The following is a 20,132-nucleotide window of genomic DNA, read 5'->3' as shown; positions in this document are numbered from 1 at the left end:
CAAACCATGAACTTACCGCATCCCACTGCCCTGTTTACCCCGAGCTGGCACGCCGAGCTGGAGCTGGCCTACGCCCGCTTCGGCGACTGCACACGCCCGGTTCAGCGCCGGCATCTCGGCCCGCTGCGCGTGCAAAAGCACCTGTATGCCGAAGGCCCCGAGGTCTGCCAGCACATCATCGTCCACCCGCCGGGCGGGATCGCCGGGGGTGATCGACTGAACATCAGCGCCCGCGTCGAAGCAGACGCCTGGGCGCAGATCACCAGCCCCGGCGCCGCCAAGTGGTATCGCGCAGCGGGGCCGGCGTATCAGCAGCTCGATCTGAAAATCGCTGCCGGTGCGACGCTGGAATGGCTGCCGCAGGAAACCATCGTCTACAGCGCCGCTCAGGCTGAACTCACCACCTCGATCGAACTTGAGGGCGATGCGCGGCTGTTCTACTGGGACGTGGTGGCGCTGGGCCGACCGGCCAGTGGCGAGCGCTTCGACCTTGGACACTTTCAAGCGCATCTGGATATCCGCCGTGATGGCCGGTTGCTGTGGCACGAACGTCAACGGATCACCGGCAATGACGGTTTGCTGGATTCGCCGATCGGTCTGGATGGCAATCCGGTGTTTGCGACGCTGCTGGTCACCGGTGAAATTGATGCCGAGTTGCTGGAGCGCTGCCGCTCGCTGGGGCATGCAGTGCGCGGTGATCTGACCCAGTTGCCCGGCCTGTTGGTGGCTCGGTGTCTGGCGTCAGAAGCACTGCTGGCCCGTGCCTGGCTGATCGATTTATGGCGTTTGTTACGCCCGGCTCTGCTAGGCCGCGAAGCCCAGCCCCCACGAATCTGGAACACCTGACATGCAATCCAACTGTGGGAGCGGGCTTGCTCGCGAAGGCGGTGTGTCATTCACACAGATGCTGGCTGACCTGCCGCTTTCGCGAGCAAGCCCGCTCCCACAGGAGATTTATGCACATTTTTCAATCTGCCCTGATGGATACCCGCAATGGACCTGACCCCACGCGAAAAAGACAAGCTGCTGATCTTCACCGCCGGCCTCGTCGCCGAGCGCCGACTGGCCCGAGGTGTGAAGCTCAACTACCCGGAAGCCATGGCCTACATCTCCGCCGCGCTGCTCGAAGGCGCCCGTGACGGCCAGACCGTGGCCGAGCTGATGCACTTCGGCACCACGCTGCTGAGCCGCGAGCAGGTGATGGAAGGCATCCCGGAAATGATCCCGGAGATCCAGGTCGAAGCGACGTTCCCCGACGGCACCAAACTGGTCACCGTCCACCAACCGATCGTCTGAGGCCGCGCCATGACCTACACCATTCGCGATGCGCTGCACGCCGACCTGCCGGCGATCCGCGACATCTACAACGACGCGGTGCTCAACACTACCGCGATCTGGAACGAATCGGCGGTCGACCTCGGCAACCGCCAGGCGTGGTTCAGCGCCCGTCAGGCCCAGGCCTACCCGATTCTGGTGATCGTCGACGCCGACAACGTTGTGCTCGGCTACGCTTCCTTTGGCGACTGGCGGCCGTTCGACGGTTTCCGCCATACCGTCGAGCACTCGGTCTACGTGCGCAGCGACCAGCGCGGCAATGGCCTTGGCCCGCAATTGATGAGTGTGCTGATCGAGCGGGCCAAAGCCTGCGACAAGCACGTGATGGTCGCCGCCATCGAAAGTGGCAATTCCGCTTCCATTCGTCTGCATGAGCGCGCCGGTTTCAGCATCACCGGACAAATGCCACAAGTCGGCACCAAGTTCGGTCGCTGGCTCGATCTGACCTTCATGCAACTGACCCTCAATCCTGGCGCCCAGCCGCCGGTCGCCAACAAGGAGTGACACGCGATGAACCCCGCCCAACTGCGACGCGTCAATGCGGAAAGTTTTGCGCACTATCGTCAGGGCCTGATTGATCTGCTGCTCGACGCCGTGGGTTATGGCGCCAGCGTCGGTTTCATGGCCGACCTCGATGCCGCGCAGGCCCGCGCCTATTTCGATGAAGTGCAGCAACAAGTGAACAAGGGCAGTGTGTTGCTCTGGGTGGTGGTCAAGGATGAAGAGGTGCAGGCCAGCGTGCAGTTGGGCCTGTGCCAGAAGGCCAACGGCCTCAATCGCGCCGAAGTGCAGAAGCTGCTGGTGCGCGAACAGGCGCGTCGACGCGGCCTCGGTCAGCAATTGATGAATGCGCTGGAACTCGAAGCGGCCAAGCACAAGCGCGGCATGCTCTACCTCGACACCGAGGCCGGTTCGCCCGCCGAAGATTTCTACAAGGCCCTGGGTTACACCCGCGCCGGCGAAATTCCCGATTACGCCTGCGACCCGCACGGCACGTATCGCCCGACCGCCCTCTACTACAAGATTCTGCAAGGAGCCCGGCCATGATTCCCGGCCAGTACCAGATCCAGCCCGGCGACATCGAACTGAATGTCGGCCGCCGCACCCTTAGCCTGAAGGTCGCCAACAGCGGCGACCGGCCGATTCAGGTCGGTTCGCACTATCACTTTTTCGAAACCAACGACGCGCTGACCTTCGACCGCGCCGCCAGCCGTGGCATGCGCCTGAACATCCCGGCCGGCACCGCGGTGCGCTTCGAGCCGGGGCAGAGTCGCGAGGTCGAACTGGTGGAGTACGCCGGGCATCGCCGGGTGTTCGGCTTTGCCGGGCGGGTCATGGGTGATCTCTAAGTAATGCGGTGTCTGCTCTGGCCCCTTCGCGAGCAAGCCCGCTCCCACATTCGACCGCGTTCCTTCAGTTGAAATGCGGTCAATTGTGGGAGCGGGCTTGCTCGCGAATCTGTGAGCGCAGCGAACAGCCTCAAAGACCATTGAATTGCAAGGCGAACACATGAAGATTTCCAGACAAGCCTACGCCGACATGTTCGGCCCCACCGTCGGCGACAAGGTGCGCCTGGCGGACACCGAGTTGTGGATCGAAGTCGAAAAGGACTTCACCACCTACGGCGAAGAAGTGAAATTCGGCGGCGGCAAAGTCATCCGCGACGGCCAGGGCCAGAGCCAGTTGCTCGCCGCCGAAGTGGTCGACACGCTGATCACCAATGCGCTGATCATCGACCACTGGGGCATCGTCAAAGCCGACGTCGGCCTCAAGGACGGACGTATCGCCGCAATTGGCAAGGCCGGTAACCCGGACGTGCAGCCGAACGTGACCATCGCCATCGGCGCCAGCACCGAAGTGATCGCTGGTGAAGGCATGATCCTCACCGCCGGTGGCATCGACACGCACATTCACTTCATCTGCCCGCAGCAGATCGAAGAAGCGCTGATGAGCGGCGTCACCACCATGATCGGCGGCGGCACCGGGCCTGCCACCGGCACCAACGCCACCACCTGCACCTCTGGCCCGTGGCACCTGGCGCGGATGCTGCAGGCCGCTGACGCATTCCCGATGAACATCGGCCTCACCGGCAAGGGCAACGCCAGCCTGCCGGAGCCGCTGATCGAGCAGGTCAAGGCCGGCGCTATCGGTCTCAAGCTGCACGAGGACTGGGGTACCACCCCGGCGAGCATCGACAACTGCCTGAGCGTCGCTGACCAGTACGACGTACAGGTGGCGATCCACACCGACACCCTCAACGAGTCCGGTTTCGTCGAAACCACCCTCGGCGCGTTCAAGGGCCGCACCATCCACACCTATCACACCGAAGGTGCTGGCGGCGGCCATGCGCCGGACATCATCAAGGCCTGCGGTTTCCCTAATGTGCTGCCGAGCTCGACCAACCCGACCCGGCCATTCACCCGCAACACCATCGACGAACACCTCGATATGCTGATGGTCTGCCACCACCTCGACCCGAGCATCGCCGAAGACGTGGCGTTCGCCGAAAGCCGCATCCGCCGCGAAACCATCGCCGCCGAAGACATCCTCCACGACCTCGGCGCGTTTTCAATGATCAGCTCCGACAGCCAGGCCATGGGCCGCGTCGGCGAAGTCATCACGCGCACCTGGCAGACTGCCGACAAGATGAAAAAGCAGCGCGGCCCGCTGCCGCAGGACGGCGAAGGCAACGACAACTTCCGCGCCAAGCGCTACATCGCCAAGTACACGATCAACCCGGCGATCACCCATGGCATCAGCCATGAAGTGGGTTCGGTGGAGGTCGGCAAATGGGCTGATCTGGTGCTGTGGCGTCCGGCGTTTTTCGGCGTCAAACCGACGCTGATCCTCAAGGGCGGCGCCATCGCCGCCAGTTTGATGGGCGACGCCAACGCGTCGATTCCAACCCCGCAACCGGTGCACTACCGCCCGATGTTCGCCAGTTACGGCGGCTCGCTGCACGCCACCAGTCTGACCTTCATCAGTCAGGCCGCGCAGGAGGCCGGGCTGCCCGAGGCACTGGGATTGAAGAAGAAAATCGGCGTGGTCAAAGGCTGCCGCGAGGTGCAGAAAACCGACCTGATCCACAACGATTACCTGCCGAACATCGACGTCGACCCGCAGACCTATCAGGTCAAGGCCGACGGCGTGCTGCTCTGGTGTGAACCGGCCGAGACCCTGCCGATGGCGCAGCGCTACTTCCTGTTCTGACGCACGGCAAAAGGCCCCGGGTCCGTATCTTGCGCACGGTCCCGGGGCCTTTTTCGTGGTGGTGGGAAAGCACTGTGCAAACGGTCGTGTATTTCCCGCCAAAGGGGCTAATATTCGATTCGCTCCGCCTATTTTCAGGAACTGCCCATGCGTCTTTCCGAGTTCATCGTGGCCAATATCGACCCTATCGTCGATGAGTGGGAACAGTTCGCCGCGACCATCACGCCGGCCGCCGACTATCTGGATTCCACTGCGCTGCGCGATCACGCCAGCGAGATTCTGCGGGCCGCCGCCCGCGACATGAACAAGCCGCAAAGCCCCGCCGAACAAGCTGCCAAAGCCAAGGGCGAAGGCCCGGAAATGACCCCGAGCCTGGACGAGGCCGGCGCCAGCCACGGCGAATTGCGCCACACCGTCGGTTTTGACCTGGTGCAAATGACCAGCGAATTCCGCCATTTGCGCGCCTGCGTGATCCGCCTGTGGGTCAACAGCCTTGAGTCGCCGGACGTGACCTATTTCCAGGACATGATCCGCTTCAACGAAGCCATCGACGAAGCCCTGGCCGAGTCCACCGCGGCTTACGCCGAGCAGGTCAACCGCTCGCGGGACATCTTCCTCGCCATCCTCGGCCATGACCTGCGCGCGCCGCTGCAGGCGGTGAGCATGTCCACCGAACTGTTGCTGCGCAAAGCCAGCCTTGAAGGTGATGCGCTGGAATGTGCCTTGCACATCAAACGCGGTGCGCGGCACATGGCGGCGATGGTCAGCGATCTGCTGGAACTGGTGCGCAGTCGCCTGGGCCGTAGCTTGCCGATCGAGCCGGCACCGATGGATCTGGCCGTTGCGGCGCGAGCGGCGATTGCCGAAGCCTGCGCCGGTCATCCGCAATCCGATCCCCGGCTCACGGTGCACGGTGACACCCGCGGCGTGTGGGATGCCGGACGGATCGACCAGTTACTGCAAAACCTGATCGGCAACGCCTTGCAGCACGGTGCCAACCAGCGCGACGTGACCCTCGATCTGCGTGGCGAGGGCGATAGCGTGTGCCTGTCGGTGCACAACTACGGCACACCGATTTCCGAAGAGGCGATCGGCACGATTTTCGACCCGCTGGTGCGCAGCGCCGACGAAGAACTCGGGCAGCCGTCGACCAGCCTCGGGTTGGGCTTGTTCATCGTCAAAGAAGTGGTGACCGCCCATGGCGGGACGATCGACGTCAGCTCAAGCGAGGCTGACGGGACGCTGTTCAGTGTGGTGTTGCCGAGAAAGGTTTAAGCAGGCTTACCGCGTTATCGTTCTTCGCGAGCAAGCCCGCTCCCACATTTAGATCGCGATCTCCTGTGGCAGCGGGCTTGCTCGCGAAGGAGCCGGCAAAGACACTCCAGAACCAACGGTAAAACTATTCGACCACCAAACGCCCCAACCGCTGGCGCAGCATGCGATTCTCCGCTCGCAGTTCCTTCACTTCATCCAGCAGATCAAGCGCCAGCGCGACGCCCTCCCACTCCAGCTCAAGCTCGCGCCGCAACTTCGCGGCGCGCTTGGCCAGGCTCAGTTCGTAGTCGGTGAACCGCCATTCCCGGGGCTGCGCGCCCTGAGGTTCGAGGATGCCGTGTTCGACGATTTCGATCACGTAGACGTCCGACAGATCGGCCGCCTCACAGAATTCTGCCATGTCCAGTTGAACGATCAGGGGGCTGCTCATGATGGGCTACTCCGTCGTCGGATTCAGAAGTTCTCTCGTGGGTTGAACGCGGCTTTTTTCGCCAGTTCCTGCCACAGCGCCTTGACCTCGTCGTCGGAGGTTTTCGGCATCACGGCCTTGAGCTGCACGAACAGATAACCACGCTCACCGGCCTTGTTTTTCAAGCCATGACCCTTGGCGCGCATGCGCTGGCCATTCTGGCTGCCGGCCGGAACCTTGAGGTTGATCTTGCCGGTCAGAGTCGGCACGGCCACTTCAGCGCCCAGCGCCAGCTCCCACGGTGCCAATGGCAGGGTGATGATCAGGTTTTCGCCTTCGACATCGAATTTCGGATGCGGCGCAAAGCGAATGGTCAGGTACAGGTCGCCATTGGCCCCGCCACCGATGCCCGGTGCGCCCTGCCCTTTGAGGCGGATGCGCTCGCCGTCGGTGACGCCCGCCGGGATCTTCACGTTCAGGCTCTTGCTGGTGTTGCTGACGTGCTGACCGTTGGCGTTGTATTGCGGGACCTGGAAGCTGACCTTCTTCGACTCGTCCGACAGCGTCTCCTCAAGGAAGACCGGCAGTTCCATTTCCACGTCTTGCCCTCGGCGCCCTGCACTGCGTTGTTGCCGACCGTCGCCACCGAAACCGGCGCCGCGATTGCCGAAGATCGAACTGAAGAAGTCCGAGAAGTCGCCGGTGTCGCCACCGCCGCCGCCAAAACCGCCACGGCTTTGCCAGCCCGGCGGGCCCTGGAACGGCTGACCGTGCTGGCCATAACGGCGCAGTTCGTCATATTCGGCGCGCTTGTCGGCGCTTTTCAGCGCTTCATAGGCTTCGGAGGCGTCCTTGAACTTGGCCTCGGCGTCTTTTTCCTTGCTGACATCGGGGTGGTATTTGCGCGCCAGCTTGCGATAGGCAGCCTTGATCGCCTTGTCGTCCGCTGTCGGCTCCACGCCGAGTATCTTGTAATAGTCTTTGAAGTCCATCGAAGGAATCACCATCCGTTATCGATTTCGCGCCGAGGCCAGCATGCGCTCATTCGCGCGTGCCGGGTTGACCGATCTCAACTTTGTGACCGGGTGGCGCAGCAGAAGTTTATCGGCAGTGGACGACGGTTCTTGCGACCGCCGGTATGTCTGCCGGCCCATGCCAGCAAGTTTGGGGCGAAGCTGCGACTTTCAAGAAGCTTAGTCGCGAAATAGCAGATGACCGGCCTTCGAATCTGTCGCGCACTGACATACACTGCGCGGCCGTTTTTTGACCGGAACCCGAAAGACATGAACAACGCCTCTCCAGCCCGTGCCTGCGGTATCGACTTCGGCACCTCCAACTCCACCGTCGGCTGGCTGCGCCCCGGCATGGAAACGATGATCGCGCTGGAAGACGACAAGATCACCCTGCCGTCGGTGGTCTTCTTCAACATCGAAGAGCGCCGTCCGGTTTACGGTCGTCTGGCCCTGCACGAGTATCTGGAAGGCTACGAAGGCCGCCTGATGCGCTCGCTCAAGAGCCTGCTCGGCTCCAAGCTGATCAAGCACGACACCAGCGTGCTCGGCACGGCGATGCCGTTCAAGGATCTGTTGGGGCTGTTCATCGGCCAGCTCAAGAGCCGCGCCGAAACAGCCGCCGGTCGCGAGTTCGAACAAGTGGTGCTGGGGCGTCCGGTGTTTTTCGTCGATGACGACCCGCTGGCTGACCAGGAAGCCGAAGACACCCTGGTCGAAGTAGCACGCAAGCTCGGTTTCAAGGACGTGTCGTTCCAGTACGAACCGATTGCCGCCGCATTCGACTACGAGTCCACCATCGAGAAAGAAGAGCTGGTGCTGATCGTCGACATCGGCGGTGGTACTTCGGACTTCTCGCTGGTGCGCCTGTCGCCCGAGCGTCGCGGCATGGACAACCGTCACGACGACATTCTCGCCACCGGCGGCGTGCACATCGGCGGTACCGATTTCGATAAACAGCTGAGCCTGCAAGGCCTGATGCCGTTGTTCGGCTACGGCAGCCGGATGAAGAGCGGCGCCTACATGCCGACCAGTCACCACATGAACCTGGCGACCTGGCACACCATCAACTCGGTGTACTCGCAAAAGTCGACTCTGGCGCTGGGCAGCATGCGCTACGACATCGAGGACACCGGTGGCATCGACCGTCTGTTCAAGCTGATCGAACAGCGCGCCGGGCACTGGCTGGCGATGGAAGTCGAAGAAACCAAGATCCAGCTGACCCACGCCGACAGCCGCCACGTACCGCTGGACCGCATCGAGCCGGGCCTGAGCGTGGAACTGAGCCGCGCGCTGTTCGAGTCGTCGATCGACGCCTTGCTTGAACGCGTGCGCGGCAGCGTTACGCAGCTGTTGAACGATGCCAACGTGTCGGTGGCTCAGGTCGATACGGTGTTCTTCACCGGCGGTTCGAGCGGCATTCCGGCGCTGCGCAACAGTGTTTCGGCGATGCTGCCGAATGCGCGACATGTGGAAGGGAATATCTTTGGCAGCATCGGCAGCGGTCTGGCGATCGAGGCGATGAAGCGCTACGGCACTATGGCCTGATCACACAACCTGTGGCGAGGGAGCTTGCTCCCGCTGGACTGCGCAGCAGGCCCAAGCTCTTGATTCAAAGAGCGGGGGCGCTTCGCGCCCCAGCGGGAGCAAGCTCCCTCGCCACAATGGATCGCCCTACACCATCCCGCCCAGCTTCAACTCACTCTTCAGATACGCGTAATAAATCGGCCCCGCCACCACTCCCGGCAGGCCGAACGCGGCTTCGAACACCAGCATCGCCAGCAGCAACTCCCACGACTTGGCACTGATCTGCCCGCCGACAATGCGCGCGTTGAGGAAGTATTCGAGTTTGTGGATAAAGATCAGATAGCCCAGGGCCGCCACCGCCACCCAGATCGACAGCGACAGGCCGACGATGGTGATCAGCGTGTTCGACATCAGGTTGCCGATCACCGGCAGCAGGCCGAGCAGAAAGGTCAGGACGATCAGGGTCTTGGTCAGCGGCAGCTTGATGCCGAACATCGGCAGGATCACCGCCAGAAAGATCCCGGTAAAGATCGTGTTGAGCAGGGAAATCTTGATCTGCGCGAAGACGATGTTGCGAAAGGCTTGCACCAGCAGATGCAGACGGTCAAACAGTGCCGCGGCCAGCGGTTTGCGCTTGGTCACGTCGGGAATGCGCTGCAAGGCGATAATCGCGCCGAGCACCATGCCAATCAGCAGGGTGACAAACATGTGCGCCGCGTCCTTGCCCACCAGTTGCAACTCGGACAGGTGCTTGCTGGCCCATTGACCGATAGCCACGCGAAATTCTGCGGCACTGGCCGGCAGGTAGGCATCAAGGAACGGCGGCAGTTGGCCGCGCGCGCGATCGACCACGCCCATGAATTTGTCGAGCGAGGCACCGGGGTTTTCCGCTTCGTGCAGCAGGAAACTGATGGCACCGGCAAAGATCAGCGCCAGCGCACTGACCACCAATGTGCCGAGCAGCGCCACTGCCAGCCAGCGCGCACGCCGGCCTTCGATCAGCCGTTGCAGTTGCGGCGTGAGCATGTTGACCAGTTCGAACACCAGCAGACCCGCCAGCAGGCTGGGCAACAAACGCAGCGGCAACACCAGCAACAGACCGCCAAAGATAATGATGCAACTGACCCAGAACACAACATGACGCTCAGAAAACGTTGGCATACAGCCTCAAAACGAACGGCGTAAAAGGATTGGCAGTCTGCCAGCGTTCCGGCGCCGAAGCGAGTAGATGCCCAGCATCCTGGTCGCGCCGAAAAGATCGCAGCCTGCGGCAGCTCCTACAGGATCGCGGTCTCATGTAGGAGCTGCCGCAGGCTGCGATCTTTTGATCTTATTTTTTCTTCAGGCAATCACTCATGAAGGTCTTGCGCGCATCGCCGGTCAGCGCCTTGGTTTTCGCATCGGCGTTGCAGGTCTTCATTTTTTCCTGCTGCGGGGTCAGCACTTTGCCGTCATTGGCGGCCGGTGCTGCCTTGAGGCAGGTGCTCATGAAAGTCTTGCGCTCGTCGCCCTTGAGGCTCTTGGCGGTAGCGTCGGCATTGCAGGTGGTCATTTTGTTCTGTTGCGCCGTGGCGGCGAAACCCTGGGAACACAGGAGCAGACCGATCATCAACAACGGGACACGCAGCATCTTCATGGAGTTTTCTCCTTGTCGCCGCATCGATGGAGGCGGCCTGCGCTGAAGTGTAGCCAAATCTTGTTACACCTTCCTGCCTTCCAGGTGGCTACGCCGATACTGTTCCGGCGTGCAGCCGGCCTGCCGGGCAAACATGGCGATGAAGGCCGAGCCGCCGCTGTAACCCAGATCGAAGGCGATTTCCTGCACGCTCTTCGTGCTTTCCAGGGCCTCGATGGCAGCCAGATAGCGCAGACGCTGACGCCATTCGCCGAAACTCATCCCCAGCTCGCGCACGAACTGCCGGGCCAACGTACGCTCGCTGACGTGCACCTGCGCCGCCCAGTGCGCCAGTGGCTGGTTGTTCCCCGGTTCAGCCTGCAACGCGTCGAGGATCGCCAGCAGCCCGGGATTGCTCGCATACGGCAGATAGCACTCATGCACCGGCGCCTGTTGCAGTTGATCGACCAGCACCTGGGCCAGACGCTGATCGGCCTCCAGTTCGGGGATCTTCACGTCGCGGGCGGCGAAGTCCTTGAGAATCGCCTTGAGGATGTCGCTGATCGCCAGGGTGCAGGCGCGCGCCGGCAGATCCGCGCAGACCTGCGGATCGAGGCACACCGCGCGATAGTTGACCGGTTGGTGGCTGTAGAAACTGTGCTCGACCTGCGGCGGAACCCACACCGCGTAGTGCGGCGGCGACATGAAGCGGTTGCCGTCGACGTCCATGTGCAGCACACCGTGGGCCGCGTACTCCAGCGTGCCCCACGGATGACGGTGCGGCGCAGCGTATTCATGGGCGTTGAAGTCGGCATAGCGGAAGTACACCGCCGACGGCAGTTCGCTGAAATCCAGCAGATCGATGTGTTTGCTGTTCATGCTGTCCGGTTGCAGAGGCAGGTTGTCCGGTTCGCAGTATAGGGCTGCATCCAGACAGGGGATAATCAGCGTTCATCAACGTTCTGGTTTTAACCCCATGCAATACGCGTTTCCCCTGCTGGCGATTTTCATCTGGGCCGGCAATACCGTGATCAACAAACTGGCAGTCGGGGCGATCTTCCCCGCCGAGATCGGTTTCTACCGCTGGCTGCTCGCCGGTCTGTTGTTCACCCCGTTCATGCTCAAAGCGGTGATCGCGCACTGGCCGCAGATCCGCCCGAACCTGGGCAAGATCTTCATCCTCGGCGTGCTCGGGATGGCGGTGTATCAAAGCCTCGCCTACTTCGCCGCGACCCTGACCACGGCGACCAACATGGGCATCATCCTGTCATTGATGCCGCTGATGTCGCTGGCCATGGCCATCATCAGCCTCGGCCAGCGCCTGACCGCCGGCGCCTTGTTCGGCGCAGTGCTGTCGTTCGCCGGCGTGCTGGTGGTGGTGTCGTCCGGCAGCCTCGGCGCCTTGCTGCAACACGGGGTAAACCTGGGTGACGCGATGATGCTGATCGCCACCCTGGCCTACGCGATCTACAGCACCTTGCTGAAAAAATGGCAGCTGCGCCTGCCGCCGCTGGTGTTGTTGTATTTGCAGGTGCTGGTGGCGATTGTGGTGCTGTTTCCGCTGTACGCCGCCTCGCCGAAAACCGGCTTCACCGCGCAGAACATTCCGCTGGTGCTGTATGCGTGCCTGCTGGCCTCGATGCTCGCGCCGCTGGCGTGGATGCAGGCGGTGCAGCGTCTGGGGCCGAGTCGCACGACCTTGTTCTTTAACCTGCTGCCGCTGATTACCGCGCTGATTGCGGCGGTGGTGTTGAAGGAAGAGCTGGCGATGTATCACCTGGTGGGTGGGGTGTTGACGTTGGGTGGGGTGCTTCTGTCGGAGCGCTGGACCACCGTGCTGGGCCGCAAACTCAGCGTTGCCTGACAAATTCCTGTGGCGAGGGAGCTTGCTCCCGCTGGGGCGCGAAGCGGCCCCTTTTAAAAGCCGGGGCCTGCTGCGCAGTCCAGCGGGAGCAAGCTCCCTCGCCACAAAAATAGGTTAAACCCCAGCAGCCTTTAGTCGCGCCGCATGCTCGACAAACAACCGCACCGGATCCGCCCCTTTGCCCACCAGCCCCAGCGACTGATTGACGATGTCGAAGTGATCCAGCGGATAGTCGTCGCCAATCACCGTGCCGAGGTGTGAGCTGTAGCGCCCGACCATCCCGTCACACTGCCCTGGCTCGCGCACGAAGGTTTTCGCGAACAAGCGGCAGCTGCGGTTGGTGCCGTCGAACAGGTTGCCGCCGCGATCGGTCTTGCCCGGTTGCAAGGTTCCCGACCACGAGTAATACCGCACGCCATTGACCTCTTCCGGCCCCTGCCCGCCCCAGGTCTCGGGCAGGCCCTGTGGATAACGCTGATTGAACAGCGCCACGCCTTCGCTGGTCAGCGATTGATGCGAAGCGTGGATGTCCACCGGCAGTTTCGGCCCGTGATAGCCGGTTTCCAGCAATGCCATCAGCCAGCCGACAAAACGCAACAGCACCTCAAGCACGCGGCCCTTGGCACTGTTCGCCGGGTAGTGTTTCTGCAGATAGTCGGCCAGTTCCGAACCGTGATTGGGCCCGGCCACGGAGGTCACCGAGGCGACCAGATCCGGCCGTTTGGCAGCGGCATAACGGGCGGTCAGCGAACCCTGGCTGTGGCCGAACAGATTGACTCTGGCGGCGCCGGTCTCGCGCAGAATCTCGTCGATCCGCGCCAGCAACTGCTCGCCGCGCACCTCGGTGGAATTGAGCGGCGACACCTGCACCGCAATCACCGTCGCCCCGCCACGGCGCAACGCCTTGATGATCCCGTACCAATACGGATACAGCACCAGCCGGATAAACCCGAGCATGCCCGGCACCAGTACCAGTGGATAACGTGTCGCCGAACCTTGTGACATGGGCAAACATCCTTGTGGTCGCTGAGTGGATGCCAGACGTGCAAAACGCCCGCCAAGCCTCCCCCCTGATGATGACAACTGCACCATCAGCCTACTTCAGGCCCACCACCCCCGCCACAATCAGCCCCACCGACAGGAGTTTGACCAGGGTCAGGCTCTCGCCGAGCAGGGCAAAACCGAGAAACACCGTGCCCAGCGAGCCGATCGCCGTCCAGATCGGATAGGCGATGCTCACCGGCAACTCGCGCATCGCCAACGTCAGGAAGTAGATCCCGCCAATCGCCGCCGCCACCGTGATCAGCGACGGCCACAAGCGAGTGAAGCCTTCGGCGTACTTCATGCCCATGGCGAACGTCACTTCGAAACCGGCGGCGATCAGCAGGAACAGCCAGGCCACTTAGAATGTCCGGGCGAGGTCGAGCAAACGCTGCTCGGCCTCGGCTACTGACACGGCGAAGGTGCGCTCGGCCGACTCCTCGCCCTCGGCCGCGACCACGCTGACGTCGTTGATGCCGATAAAGCCCAGCGCGGTGCGCAACCACGGATCGGCATGGTTCAACGCTTCCAGTTCGCCGCCGGGGCCGAAGCCGAAACCGCCGCGACTGGTGACGATCAGCGCTTTCTTGCCTTGCAGCAGCGGCGTGTACTGGGCCACGCCGTTGTCCAGGGTGTGGTCGAACGTGAGGCCCAACCGTACGATCTGATCGACCCAGGCCTTGAGGCCGCTGGGCACGCTGAAGTTGTACATCGGCGTGGAAATCAGCAGCAGATCGTGTTCGAACAACTCGCCGACCAGTTGATCGCTGAGCGCCAGATCGGCCTGCATCGACAACGGCCGTGCTTCGGGTTCAGGGTGAAACGCAGCGGCAACAAAGGCTTCGTTGACTGGCGGGATCAGTGCGCGCCCGACTTCCCGGCGGGTGACCTGAGCCTGTGGATGGCGCACCTGCCAGGCGCTGAGAAAACTTTCTGCCAAACGCCGTGAGTGTGAACGATCACCACGTGGGCTGGCATGGATCGCAAGAATTTTGCTCATCTGAATCTCCTTGGGACTAGACTTGTGTGGCTGTGTGGCACCAGATTGGCGCCGACCCGCTGCTGTCTCAACTGAGCAAAAATCAGTCGGGATGAATCCATTTCATCCATGGAGCACTCAATGTTCGCCTCGTTGCCGCTGACCGCCCTGCGCGCCTTCGAATCCGCGTCGCGGCTGCTGAGTTTCAAGGCTGCCGCCGAAGAGTTGTCGGTCACGCCCACGGCGATTTCTCATCAGATTCGCGCGCTGGAAGACTGGCTTGGCGTGGCGCTGTTCGAACGTTTGCCACGTCAGGTACGCCTGACCGAAGGTGGCGAGCGGCTGTTTCGCAGCCTGCACGGCGCGCTGCTGGAAGTCGCGCAAAGCGTCGACACCCTGCGTCCGCAACGCAGTGGCAGCAGCCTGACACTGTCGACCACCGCCGCGTTTGCCGCGCTGTGGCTGGTGCCGCGCCTCGGGCGGTTCTATGCGCAACACCCGAACATCAACGTACGCCTTGATACCCATTGCGAAGTCATCGACCTGCATCAGGACGCCAGCGTCGATCTGGTGTTGCGCTACAGCCTCGACGACTACCCCAATCTTTACGGCGTGTGCCTGTTCGATGAGTCTTTTGGCGTGTACGGCTCGCCGGAGCAAGTGGCGCTGGCCGCCCGACGCACGCCGGCGCTGATCAGCGTGCGTTGGCACAACTCGAAGCTGTATGCCCACGGCTGGGAAGCGTGGTGTGCTGACTCAGGCGAAAACTGGTTGAACCAGCAACCGGCGATCCGCGAATACGACGAAGAGCATTACGCCCTGCAAGCAGCGATTGCCGGGCAAGGTCTGGTGCTAGCGAGCAATATTCTGGTCTCGCAAAGCGTCGCCAGCGGGTTGCTGGTGCCATACAAGGGTCAGGTGCAGGTCGATGGTGCCGGGTACAGCGCGCTGTGTGTGCCGGGACGGGAGCGGCATCCGCCGGTACGGGCGTTTTTTGCCTGGTTGCAGGAGGAGGCCATGTTGTCCGGCCTGACGCCAAGATCGCAGCCTTCGGCAGCACCTGCAGGGGGCTCGGCGTAAAACCGATAAAACTTTTTGCATCGCGCAGGACTCACAACCTGGGTAAGCGATCACGTCCGCAGAACGTGACGCCAATCGGATTAGCCTCCAGGAGACTGAAATGAGCGACCTGCATTTGTCTGATGTTCAAACCCTGCGCGAACGCGCACGGCAACACGTCGAGAACGGCGCGGTAACCGAGAGCTACAGCGCCAACCGTGAAGAGGTGCTGCGCTTGCTCAACGAATCGCTGGCCACTGAACTGGTCTGCGTGCTGCGCTACAAGCGTCACTACTTCATGGCCAACGGTCTGAAAGCCAACGTGGCCGCCGACGAATTCCTCGAACACGCAACCCAGGAAGCACAACACGCCGACCGTCTGGCTGAGCGCATCGTGCAACTGGGCGGCGAGCCGGAGTTCAACCCGGACCTGCTGTCGAAAATGTCCCACGCCCAATATGTGGCCGGGAACACCTTGAAGGAAATGGTCTACGAAGACCTGGTGGCCGAGCGGATCGCCATCGACAGCTACCGCGAGATCATTCAGTACATCGGCGAAAAAGACCCGACCACCCGGCGCATCTTCGAAGACATCCTGGCGCAGGAAGAAGAGCATGCCGATGACATGGCCGACATCCTGAAAGACCTGTAAGCCTTCCAAAAACGCCTTCGCGAGCAAGCCCGCTCCCACAGGTTTTTCACTAAACCTGTGGGAGCGGGCTTGCTCGCGAAGGGGCCCTGTCAGTCACCGATCATTTTGTTGGCTTGACGGTGACCGGCGCCTTGCCCGACTTCATCTGCTCAAGCAGAGGCGCACACTGGTTCGGCTCCCCGCCACTCGGCGCCACCAGCGCCAACAACCCCGCAGCCGGTGCAGCAATCACGCCCAGCGCCACCATCCCCGCGCCGCGCAGCATCAATGGCACTGCCTTCACGCCCGCATCCGGCTTGATGAACTTGCCGCGCACGTACAACGGTGAACGCAGCGAAATCAGACGCCAGCCCTTGGATTCCGGCGTCACGGTCAGATCCAGTTGCTCGGTGGCCATGTTCGCGGTGCCGTCGATGTAAATGATCGCGTTCTCGGTATCGAACACAAACAACCGCGTGGTCGCCAGGCCGGTCTTGATGTCGAAGTCCGCCGCCGCGCAGTTGATCTTCACTTCCTTGTCGCCAAAGATTTTGCCGACTACATAGTTGCCGACGTTGAGCCCCGCCAGTTCCATCAGCTCACGGCTGATGGCACCGTCGTTGATCAGCATCTTCAACTGGCCATTGGCGCCGCCGAGCAGCTTGGCCACCGAGTTGCCGCGACCGCTGATGTCAGCGTCGCCATTGAGCTCGCCGAAGCTGGTTTTCATCGGTTCGAAGGTCGGGAACAACTGCTTGAGCTTGAAGCCGCGCGCGGTCAGTTTGGCCCGGCCTTCCATAGGTTCGGTGCGACCGTTGAGACGGATCTGCGCGTCCAGATTGCCGCCGGCCACGCCGAAGCGCAGTGGTTCGAGGCTGAGTTCACCGTCGTTGAGTTTCAGGTGGGTATAAAGGTCGGTGAACGGCAGTTTCTCGCTGTGGACGATGCGCTTGCCGGTGAACTCGACATCGGCATCCATCGCGCGCCAGCGGTCGGTCTTGAATTCTTCCACCGGCAGCACTTTGTCGGTCGGCTGCTTGCTCTCGCCGCCGCGAGCCTTTTGCTTGTCATTGGAGTCGGCGCCGATCAGCGGCGCGAGGTCGGCGAACAGCAGTTGATTGGACAGCAACGCGCCGCTGAGCTTGGGCCGAGGCTGGCTGGCGGCGTAGGTCAGGTCGCCGTGAATATCACTACCGCCGATCTTGCCGTTGAACTGTTCATAGGTGAACTTCGCCCCGCCCGCATCATGCAGCTTGGCAATCAGATGGCCGTCGGTAGCGTACGGCGGCGTGTCCGGCAGGGTCACGCCAGTCAGTGGATAAAGGTTGCCGAGGCTGGCACCGGCCAGTTTCAGACGCAGATCGAGGGCGCCGAGGTTCAGCGGGTCGGTCAAGGTGCCGGCGAGTTCGATGCTGGTGGCGCCGATCTTCGCCTGGGCCTGCAGCGGGAATGGTTTGTTCGCGTCCTGCAACGCCAGCAATCCGCCGATCTTGCCCTGGCCAGTGAGGTTCTGGCCGTGGTATTGGCCTTTGACCTTCAGTGCGAATGCATAGTCCTGCGGCGCGGCGCCCTTATCCTGCGCGGTCTTCGCGGCTTTGGCGCCGACGATATCGCTGAACGGAATCGGCTTGCCCAGCGGATCGATCAATACGTCGAGATTAGTCTTCAGCGTCTGGTCATCTAGGGTGACATGGCCCTTGTCGAAGCCGATCGCACCGATGTCCACCACCCAGTTCGACGGTTCGGCATTCGGGTCTTTCGGGTCGAACTTGAAGGTCCAGTTGGCGCGACCATCAGCCAGGCGTTGCAGTTGCGCATTGGGTTCGGTCAGGTCGATGCGCGGGATGGTCACCCGTTGCGCCAGCAGGGCCAGCGGCGAGATGCGCAGCTCCACGCGTTTGAGCGTGACCATCTGCGGCTGCTTCGACCAGTCCGGATTACCCAGCGTCAGGTCTTCGGCGACCACGTGCGGCCACGGCACCCAAGCCCGCCAGCCGCCCTCCTCCGGCTCGCGCTGCCAGATCACCGCAAGGTTGCCATTGATGGCGAACGGTCGATGCAATTCTTCCGAGACTTTGGCGTTGAGCGGCGGTTTGATCCGGTTCCAGTCGAAGAACACGATGATCAGAACCAGTACCGCCAGCAACAGTACGAGGATGGCGAAGGTCCAACTGAAGATTTTTCCGGTGCGCGTCATGCACAAAACTCCTGATGACGACCGCACGCCGATTTCGCGACGCACAGCTGAAACGGCGGGCCAAAGCGGCCCTCATGAAATCTACGACTGGCAAACAGTACGCAGGTTTAATCGAAATATGGATTCCGTGGCAAAAAATCGCCCGAATGCTGACTGATTGGTCGAACAGCGTTACCGCCACCCGCACATTTGCGAGGCGCAAGTGAGTCGAAAATACCCACCGCGGTGCAAAACCACCGCCCGCAAACGCCCGAGCTAGAGCGCCTCGGCAGAACAATCAATTCTGTTGATTATTACCATTGCGTTTATGAACTTTTATATCGACTTATCGAGAGTAGCATTGGCTTCGTACCCACTTTATCGCCCTCCCAAGGAGCAACCCATCATGAAACGCCAATTACTGCTCAGCCTTACCCTGTCGATGCTAGCCAGCACTGCTTTCGCCCTGCCCGCTGCCGAACAGGCTACCCCACAAGTGAAATCCAGCCACTCGGTGTTCAGCCAGACTGTTGCTGCTGATGGCAGCGACCGCACTCCACAAGGCCAGACCCTGGCTGAAAACGGCCGTAATCGTCTGGAAGAAAAAGGCCTGGTACAAGATGGCTACGACAAGACTCCACAAGGTCAAGCTGTAGCAGAAGGCGGCCGTGATCGCCTGGAAGAGAAAGGTCTGGTGCAAGACGGCTATGACAAGACTCCACAAGGTCAGACCCTGGCTTCCGATGGCAGCGACCGTACTCCACAGGGTCAGACCCTGGCTTCCGATGGCAGCGACCGCACTCCACAGGGTCAAACCCTGGCTTCCGACGGCAGCGACCGCACTCCACAAGGCCAGACCCTGGCTGAAGACGGTTTCGATAAAACCCCATTGGGCCAAGCCGTTGCCGAAGGCGGTGGTGACCGTGTGATCGAACGCAACAGCGCTTTGAGCTAAGCCCATGGCGGCCTGGAAAAAAAGCCCAATCACCGGATTGGGCTTTTGACTTTTTCAGCACTGACAATCTGCAAAATCCCTTTTTCCGCTGACTTTCCCCCCCTGCCGTTCGACGCCAGCAAAGCCGATTTGCTAGAGTGCGGCGCTTGTCCCGCTCAAGAAAACGCCTTTGCGATGCTGCCCCGCGCCGAACAGAAACAACAGACCCGCAACGCCCTGATGGACGCTGCCCGCCATTTGATGGAAAGCGGCCGAGGTTTCGGCAGCCTGAGCCTGCGCGAAGTGACCAAGACCGCCGGTATCGTGCCCACCGGTTTCTACCGGCACTTTGCCGACATGGACGAGCTGGGTCTGGTGCTGGTCAGTGAAGTCGGCCAGACCTTCCGCGAAACCATCCGCCTGGTGCGCCACAACGAATTCGTCATGGGCGGCATCATCGATGCGTCGGTGCGGATCTTCCTCGACGTGGTCAGCGCCAACCGTTCGCAATTCCTGTTTCTCGCTCGTGAGCAGTACGGCGGTTCGCAACCGGTACGTCAGGCGATTGGCCGTCTGCGCGAAAACATCAGCGCCGACCTCGCGGCCGACCTGACATTGATGCCCAAGTTGCAGCATCTGGACGCTGCCGGTCTGAGCGTGATTGCCGACCTGATCGTCAAATCGGTATTCGCCACCCTGCCGGACATCATCGACCCGCCTGCCGAAGCCCTGCCGGAGCATCTGACGCCACAGGCGAAGATCACCCAGCAATTGCGCTTCATCTTTATCGGCCTCAAGCATTGGCAAGGGCTGGGCAGTACCGAGTAATTCCCTCTCTCTTTCTCTGACACAACACTGATCCCCTGTGGGAGCGGGCTTGCTCCGGGCGGCGATCCGACGAAAGCGGTGGGTCAGTCACTTCATTGTTGACTGATGCACCGCTTTCGCGAGCAAGCCCGCTCCCACATTGGTCATGCACCGTCGCTCACATTTGGTGCATGTAAAAATCTTCACGCACCAAAACCTTCCAAAATTCCGCAACATCTTGAAACATCCTCTACGCTCCG

22 protein-coding genes are annotated in these 20,132 nt (G+C 61.6%); 13 read left to right on the top strand and 9 right to left on the bottom strand.

The window, feature by feature from the left end:
• Positions 1–6 precede the first annotated feature (6 nt).
• From AC1RBR_RS03175 to AC1RBR_RS03145, 7 genes are all read left to right on the top strand, one after another.
• Positions 7–846 (top strand): urease accessory protein UreD, encoded by an 840-nt coding sequence (locus tag AC1RBR_RS03175; RefSeq protein ID WP_492562944.1) that lies wholly within the window; start codon positions 7–9, stop codon positions 844–846.
• 147 nt (positions 847–993) lie between these two features.
• Complete coding sequence (gene ureA, locus AC1RBR_RS03170; RefSeq protein WP_007915951.1) at positions 994–1,296, top strand: urease subunit gamma; 303 nt, start codon at positions 994–996, stop codon at positions 1,294–1,296.
• Positions 1,297–1,305: 9 nt separating this feature from the next.
• On the top strand, positions 1,306–1,839 hold the full coding sequence (locus AC1RBR_RS03165) for a GNAT family N-acetyltransferase (protein ID WP_027613559.1): 534 nt from the start codon (positions 1,306–1,308) through the stop codon (positions 1,837–1,839).
• 6 nt (positions 1,840–1,845) lie between these two features.
• The gene (locus tag AC1RBR_RS03160) at positions 1,846–2,382 is read left to right on the top strand and encodes a GNAT family N-acetyltransferase (RefSeq protein WP_027613558.1); all 537 of its coding nucleotides are present in this window, start codon (positions 1,846–1,848) and stop codon (positions 2,380–2,382) included.
• Positions 2,379–2,684: an urease subunit beta gene (locus AC1RBR_RS03155; RefSeq protein WP_098966985.1), complete on the top strand. Its 306-nt coding sequence runs from the start codon at positions 2,379–2,381 to the stop codon at positions 2,682–2,684. The genes AC1RBR_RS03160 and AC1RBR_RS03155 overlap by 4 nt, the downstream gene beginning before the upstream one ends.
• A gap of 160 nt (positions 2,685–2,844) precedes the next feature.
• Positions 2,845–4,545: an urease subunit alpha gene (ureC, locus tag AC1RBR_RS03150; protein WP_166496042.1), complete on the top strand. Its 1,701-nt coding sequence runs from the start codon at positions 2,845–2,847 to the stop codon at positions 4,543–4,545.
• 147 nt (positions 4,546–4,692) lie between these two features.
• On the top strand, positions 4,693–5,820 hold the full coding sequence (locus AC1RBR_RS03145; RefSeq protein ID WP_492562942.1) for an ATP-binding protein: 1,128 nt from the start codon (positions 4,693–4,695) through the stop codon (positions 5,818–5,820).
• 124 nt (positions 5,821–5,944) lie between these two features.
• Here the strand turns inward: AC1RBR_RS03145 and AC1RBR_RS03140 are convergent, their stop codons facing one another.
• Positions 5,945–6,250, bottom strand: coding sequence for a chaperone modulator CbpM (locus tag AC1RBR_RS03140; RefSeq protein WP_027613554.1), 306 nt, complete (start codon positions 6,248–6,250; stop codon positions 5,945–5,947).
• A gap of 23 nt (positions 6,251–6,273) precedes the next feature.
• Complete coding sequence (locus AC1RBR_RS03135) at positions 6,274–7,221, bottom strand: DnaJ C-terminal domain-containing protein (protein WP_027613553.1); 948 nt, start codon at positions 7,219–7,221, stop codon at positions 6,274–6,276.
• A gap of 291 nt (positions 7,222–7,512) precedes the next feature.
• On the opposite strand from AC1RBR_RS03135, the gene AC1RBR_RS03130 reads away from it, so the two are divergent.
• Positions 7,513–8,787, top strand: coding sequence for an Hsp70 family protein (locus AC1RBR_RS03130; RefSeq protein WP_095138153.1), 1,275 nt, complete (start codon positions 7,513–7,515; stop codon positions 8,785–8,787).
• Between the two features lie 126 nt (positions 8,788–8,913).
• On the opposite strand, the gene AC1RBR_RS03125 is transcribed toward AC1RBR_RS03130, so the two are convergent.
• The 3 genes from AC1RBR_RS03125 to AC1RBR_RS03115 all read right to left on the bottom strand — a co-directional run bounded on the left by AC1RBR_RS03125 (position 8,914) and on the right by AC1RBR_RS03115 (position 11,260).
• Entirely contained in the window at positions 8,914–9,927 is a 1,014-nt protein-coding gene (locus AC1RBR_RS03125; RefSeq protein ID WP_115985434.1) for an AI-2E family transporter, read from the bottom strand.
• Between the two features lie 169 nt (positions 9,928–10,096).
• On the bottom strand, positions 10,097–10,402 hold the full coding sequence (locus AC1RBR_RS03120) for a PsiF family protein (RefSeq protein ID WP_007966973.1): 306 nt from the start codon (positions 10,400–10,402) through the stop codon (positions 10,097–10,099).
• 63 nt (positions 10,403–10,465) lie between these two features.
• Entirely contained in the window at positions 10,466–11,260 is a 795-nt protein-coding gene (locus AC1RBR_RS03115) for an AraC family transcriptional regulator (protein WP_492562938.1), read from the bottom strand.
• A 97-nt stretch (positions 11,261–11,357) separates the two neighbouring features.
• Here AC1RBR_RS03115 and AC1RBR_RS03110 point away from each other — a divergent pair, with 97 nt between their 5' ends.
• Positions 11,358–12,245, top strand: a complete 888-nt coding sequence (locus tag AC1RBR_RS03110; protein ID WP_492562936.1) for a DMT family transporter — start codon at positions 11,358–11,360, stop codon at positions 12,243–12,245.
• A 114-nt stretch (positions 12,246–12,359) separates the two neighbouring features.
• Here AC1RBR_RS03110 and AC1RBR_RS03105 read toward each other — a convergent pair whose 3' ends face one another.
• The 3 genes from AC1RBR_RS03105 to AC1RBR_RS03095 form a co-directional block, all read right to left on the bottom strand.
• Positions 12,360–13,250: an esterase/lipase family protein gene (locus AC1RBR_RS03105; protein ID WP_166496037.1), complete on the bottom strand. Its 891-nt coding sequence runs from the start codon at positions 13,248–13,250 to the stop codon at positions 12,360–12,362.
• Positions 13,251–13,341: 91 nt separating this feature from the next.
• Positions 13,342–13,647 carry a DMT family transporter gene (locus tag AC1RBR_RS03100; protein WP_047600640.1) on the bottom strand — a complete coding sequence of 102 codons (306 nt, stop codon included), beginning with the start codon at positions 13,645–13,647 and terminating at the stop codon, positions 13,342–13,344.
• The gene (locus AC1RBR_RS03095) at positions 13,648–14,286 is read right to left on the bottom strand and encodes an FMN-dependent NADH-azoreductase (protein WP_027613546.1); all 639 of its coding nucleotides are present in this window, start codon (positions 14,284–14,286) and stop codon (positions 13,648–13,650) included.
• Between the two features lie 108 nt (positions 14,287–14,394).
• Between AC1RBR_RS03095 and AC1RBR_RS03090 the strand changes: the two genes are divergently transcribed.
• Positions 14,395–15,345, top strand: a complete 951-nt coding sequence (locus AC1RBR_RS03090; protein WP_492562934.1) for a LysR substrate-binding domain-containing protein — start codon at positions 14,395–14,397, stop codon at positions 15,343–15,345.
• A 100-nt stretch (positions 15,346–15,445) separates the two neighbouring features.
• Positions 15,446–15,976, top strand: a complete 531-nt coding sequence (locus AC1RBR_RS03085) for a ferritin-like domain-containing protein (protein ID WP_047600645.1) — start codon at positions 15,446–15,448, stop codon at positions 15,974–15,976.
• Positions 15,977–16,076: 100 nt separating this feature from the next.
• Here AC1RBR_RS03085 and AC1RBR_RS03080 read toward each other — a convergent pair whose 3' ends face one another.
• Positions 16,077–18,152 carry an AsmA family protein gene (locus AC1RBR_RS03080; RefSeq protein WP_492562932.1) on the bottom strand — a complete coding sequence of 692 codons (2,076 nt, stop codon included), beginning with the start codon at positions 18,150–18,152 and terminating at the stop codon, positions 16,077–16,079.
• Positions 18,153–18,537: 385 nt separating this feature from the next.
• On the opposite strand from AC1RBR_RS03080, the gene AC1RBR_RS03075 reads away from it, so the two are divergent.
• Positions 18,538–19,086 (top strand): hypothetical protein, encoded by a 549-nt coding sequence (locus tag AC1RBR_RS03075; protein WP_204894405.1) that lies wholly within the window; start codon positions 18,538–18,540, stop codon positions 19,084–19,086.
• Between the two features lie 174 nt (positions 19,087–19,260).
• Positions 19,261–19,893 (top strand): TetR family transcriptional regulator, encoded by a 633-nt coding sequence (locus AC1RBR_RS03070; RefSeq protein WP_027613541.1) that lies wholly within the window; start codon positions 19,261–19,263, stop codon positions 19,891–19,893.
• Positions 19,894–20,132 lie beyond the last annotated feature (239 nt).

The sequence above is a fragment of the Pseudomonas sp. GW823-FHT01D03 genome (assembly GCF_058798255.1).
The sequence above is the reverse complement of the archived record's forward strand: the minus strand, read 5'-3'. Positions and strand labels throughout refer to the sequence as shown.

Excerpts from the sequence above, each read along its gene's own strand:
- AC1RBR_RS03095 (WP_027613546.1), bottom strand. The coding sequence starts at position 14,286 with ATGAGCAAAATTCTTGCGATCCATGCCAGCCCACGTGGTGATCGTTCA.
- AC1RBR_RS03160 (WP_027613558.1), top strand. The coding sequence starts at position 1,846 with ATGAACCCCGCCCAACTGCGACGCGTCAATGCGGAAAGTTTTGCGCAC.
- AC1RBR_RS03125 (WP_115985434.1), bottom strand. The coding sequence starts at position 9,927 with ATGCCAACGTTTTCTGAGCGTCATGTTGTGTTCTGGGTCAGTTGCATC.
- AC1RBR_RS03085 (WP_047600645.1), top strand. The coding sequence starts at position 15,446 with ATGAGCGACCTGCATTTGTCTGATGTTCAAACCCTGCGCGAACGCGCA.
- AC1RBR_RS03090 (WP_492562934.1), top strand. The coding sequence starts at position 14,395 with ATGGAGCACTCAATGTTCGCCTCGTTGCCGCTGACCGCCCTGCGCGCC.
- AC1RBR_RS03130 (WP_095138153.1), top strand. The coding sequence starts at position 7,513 with ATGAACAACGCCTCTCCAGCCCGTGCCTGCGGTATCGACTTCGGCACC.
- AC1RBR_RS03075 (WP_204894405.1), top strand. The coding sequence starts at position 18,538 with ATGAAACGCCAATTACTGCTCAGCCTTACCCTGTCGATGCTAGCCAGC.
- AC1RBR_RS03140 (WP_027613554.1), bottom strand. The coding sequence starts at position 6,250 with ATGAGCAGCCCCCTGATCGTTCAACTGGACATGGCAGAATTCTGTGAG.
- AC1RBR_RS03120 (WP_007966973.1), bottom strand. The coding sequence starts at position 10,402 with ATGAAGATGCTGCGTGTCCCGTTGTTGATGATCGGTCTGCTCCTGTGT.
- AC1RBR_RS03165 (WP_027613559.1), top strand. The coding sequence starts at position 1,306 with ATGACCTACACCATTCGCGATGCGCTGCACGCCGACCTGCCGGCGATC.
- AC1RBR_RS03115 (WP_492562938.1), bottom strand. The coding sequence starts at position 11,260 with ATGAACAGCAAACACATCGATCTGCTGGATTTCAGCGAACTGCCGTCG.
- AC1RBR_RS03135 (WP_027613553.1), bottom strand. The coding sequence starts at position 7,221 with ATGGACTTCAAAGACTATTACAAGATACTCGGCGTGGAGCCGACAGCG.
- ureA (WP_007915951.1), top strand. The coding sequence starts at position 994 with ATGGACCTGACCCCACGCGAAAAAGACAAGCTGCTGATCTTCACCGCC.
- AC1RBR_RS03145 (WP_492562942.1), top strand. The coding sequence starts at position 4,693 with ATGCGTCTTTCCGAGTTCATCGTGGCCAATATCGACCCTATCGTCGAT.
- AC1RBR_RS03155 (WP_098966985.1), top strand. The coding sequence starts at position 2,379 with ATGATTCCCGGCCAGTACCAGATCCAGCCCGGCGACATCGAACTGAAT.
- AC1RBR_RS03070 (WP_027613541.1), top strand. The coding sequence starts at position 19,261 with ATGCTGCCCCGCGCCGAACAGAAACAACAGACCCGCAACGCCCTGATG.
- AC1RBR_RS03105 (WP_166496037.1), bottom strand. The coding sequence starts at position 13,250 with ATGTCACAAGGTTCGGCGACACGTTATCCACTGGTACTGGTGCCGGGC.
- ureC (WP_166496042.1), top strand. The coding sequence starts at position 2,845 with ATGAAGATTTCCAGACAAGCCTACGCCGACATGTTCGGCCCCACCGTC.
- AC1RBR_RS03080 (WP_492562932.1), bottom strand. The coding sequence starts at position 18,152 with ATGACGCGCACCGGAAAAATCTTCAGTTGGACCTTCGCCATCCTCGTA.
- AC1RBR_RS03110 (WP_492562936.1), top strand. The coding sequence starts at position 11,358 with ATGCAATACGCGTTTCCCCTGCTGGCGATTTTCATCTGGGCCGGCAAT.
- AC1RBR_RS03175 (WP_492562944.1), top strand. The coding sequence starts at position 7 with ATGAACTTACCGCATCCCACTGCCCTGTTTACCCCGAGCTGGCACGCC.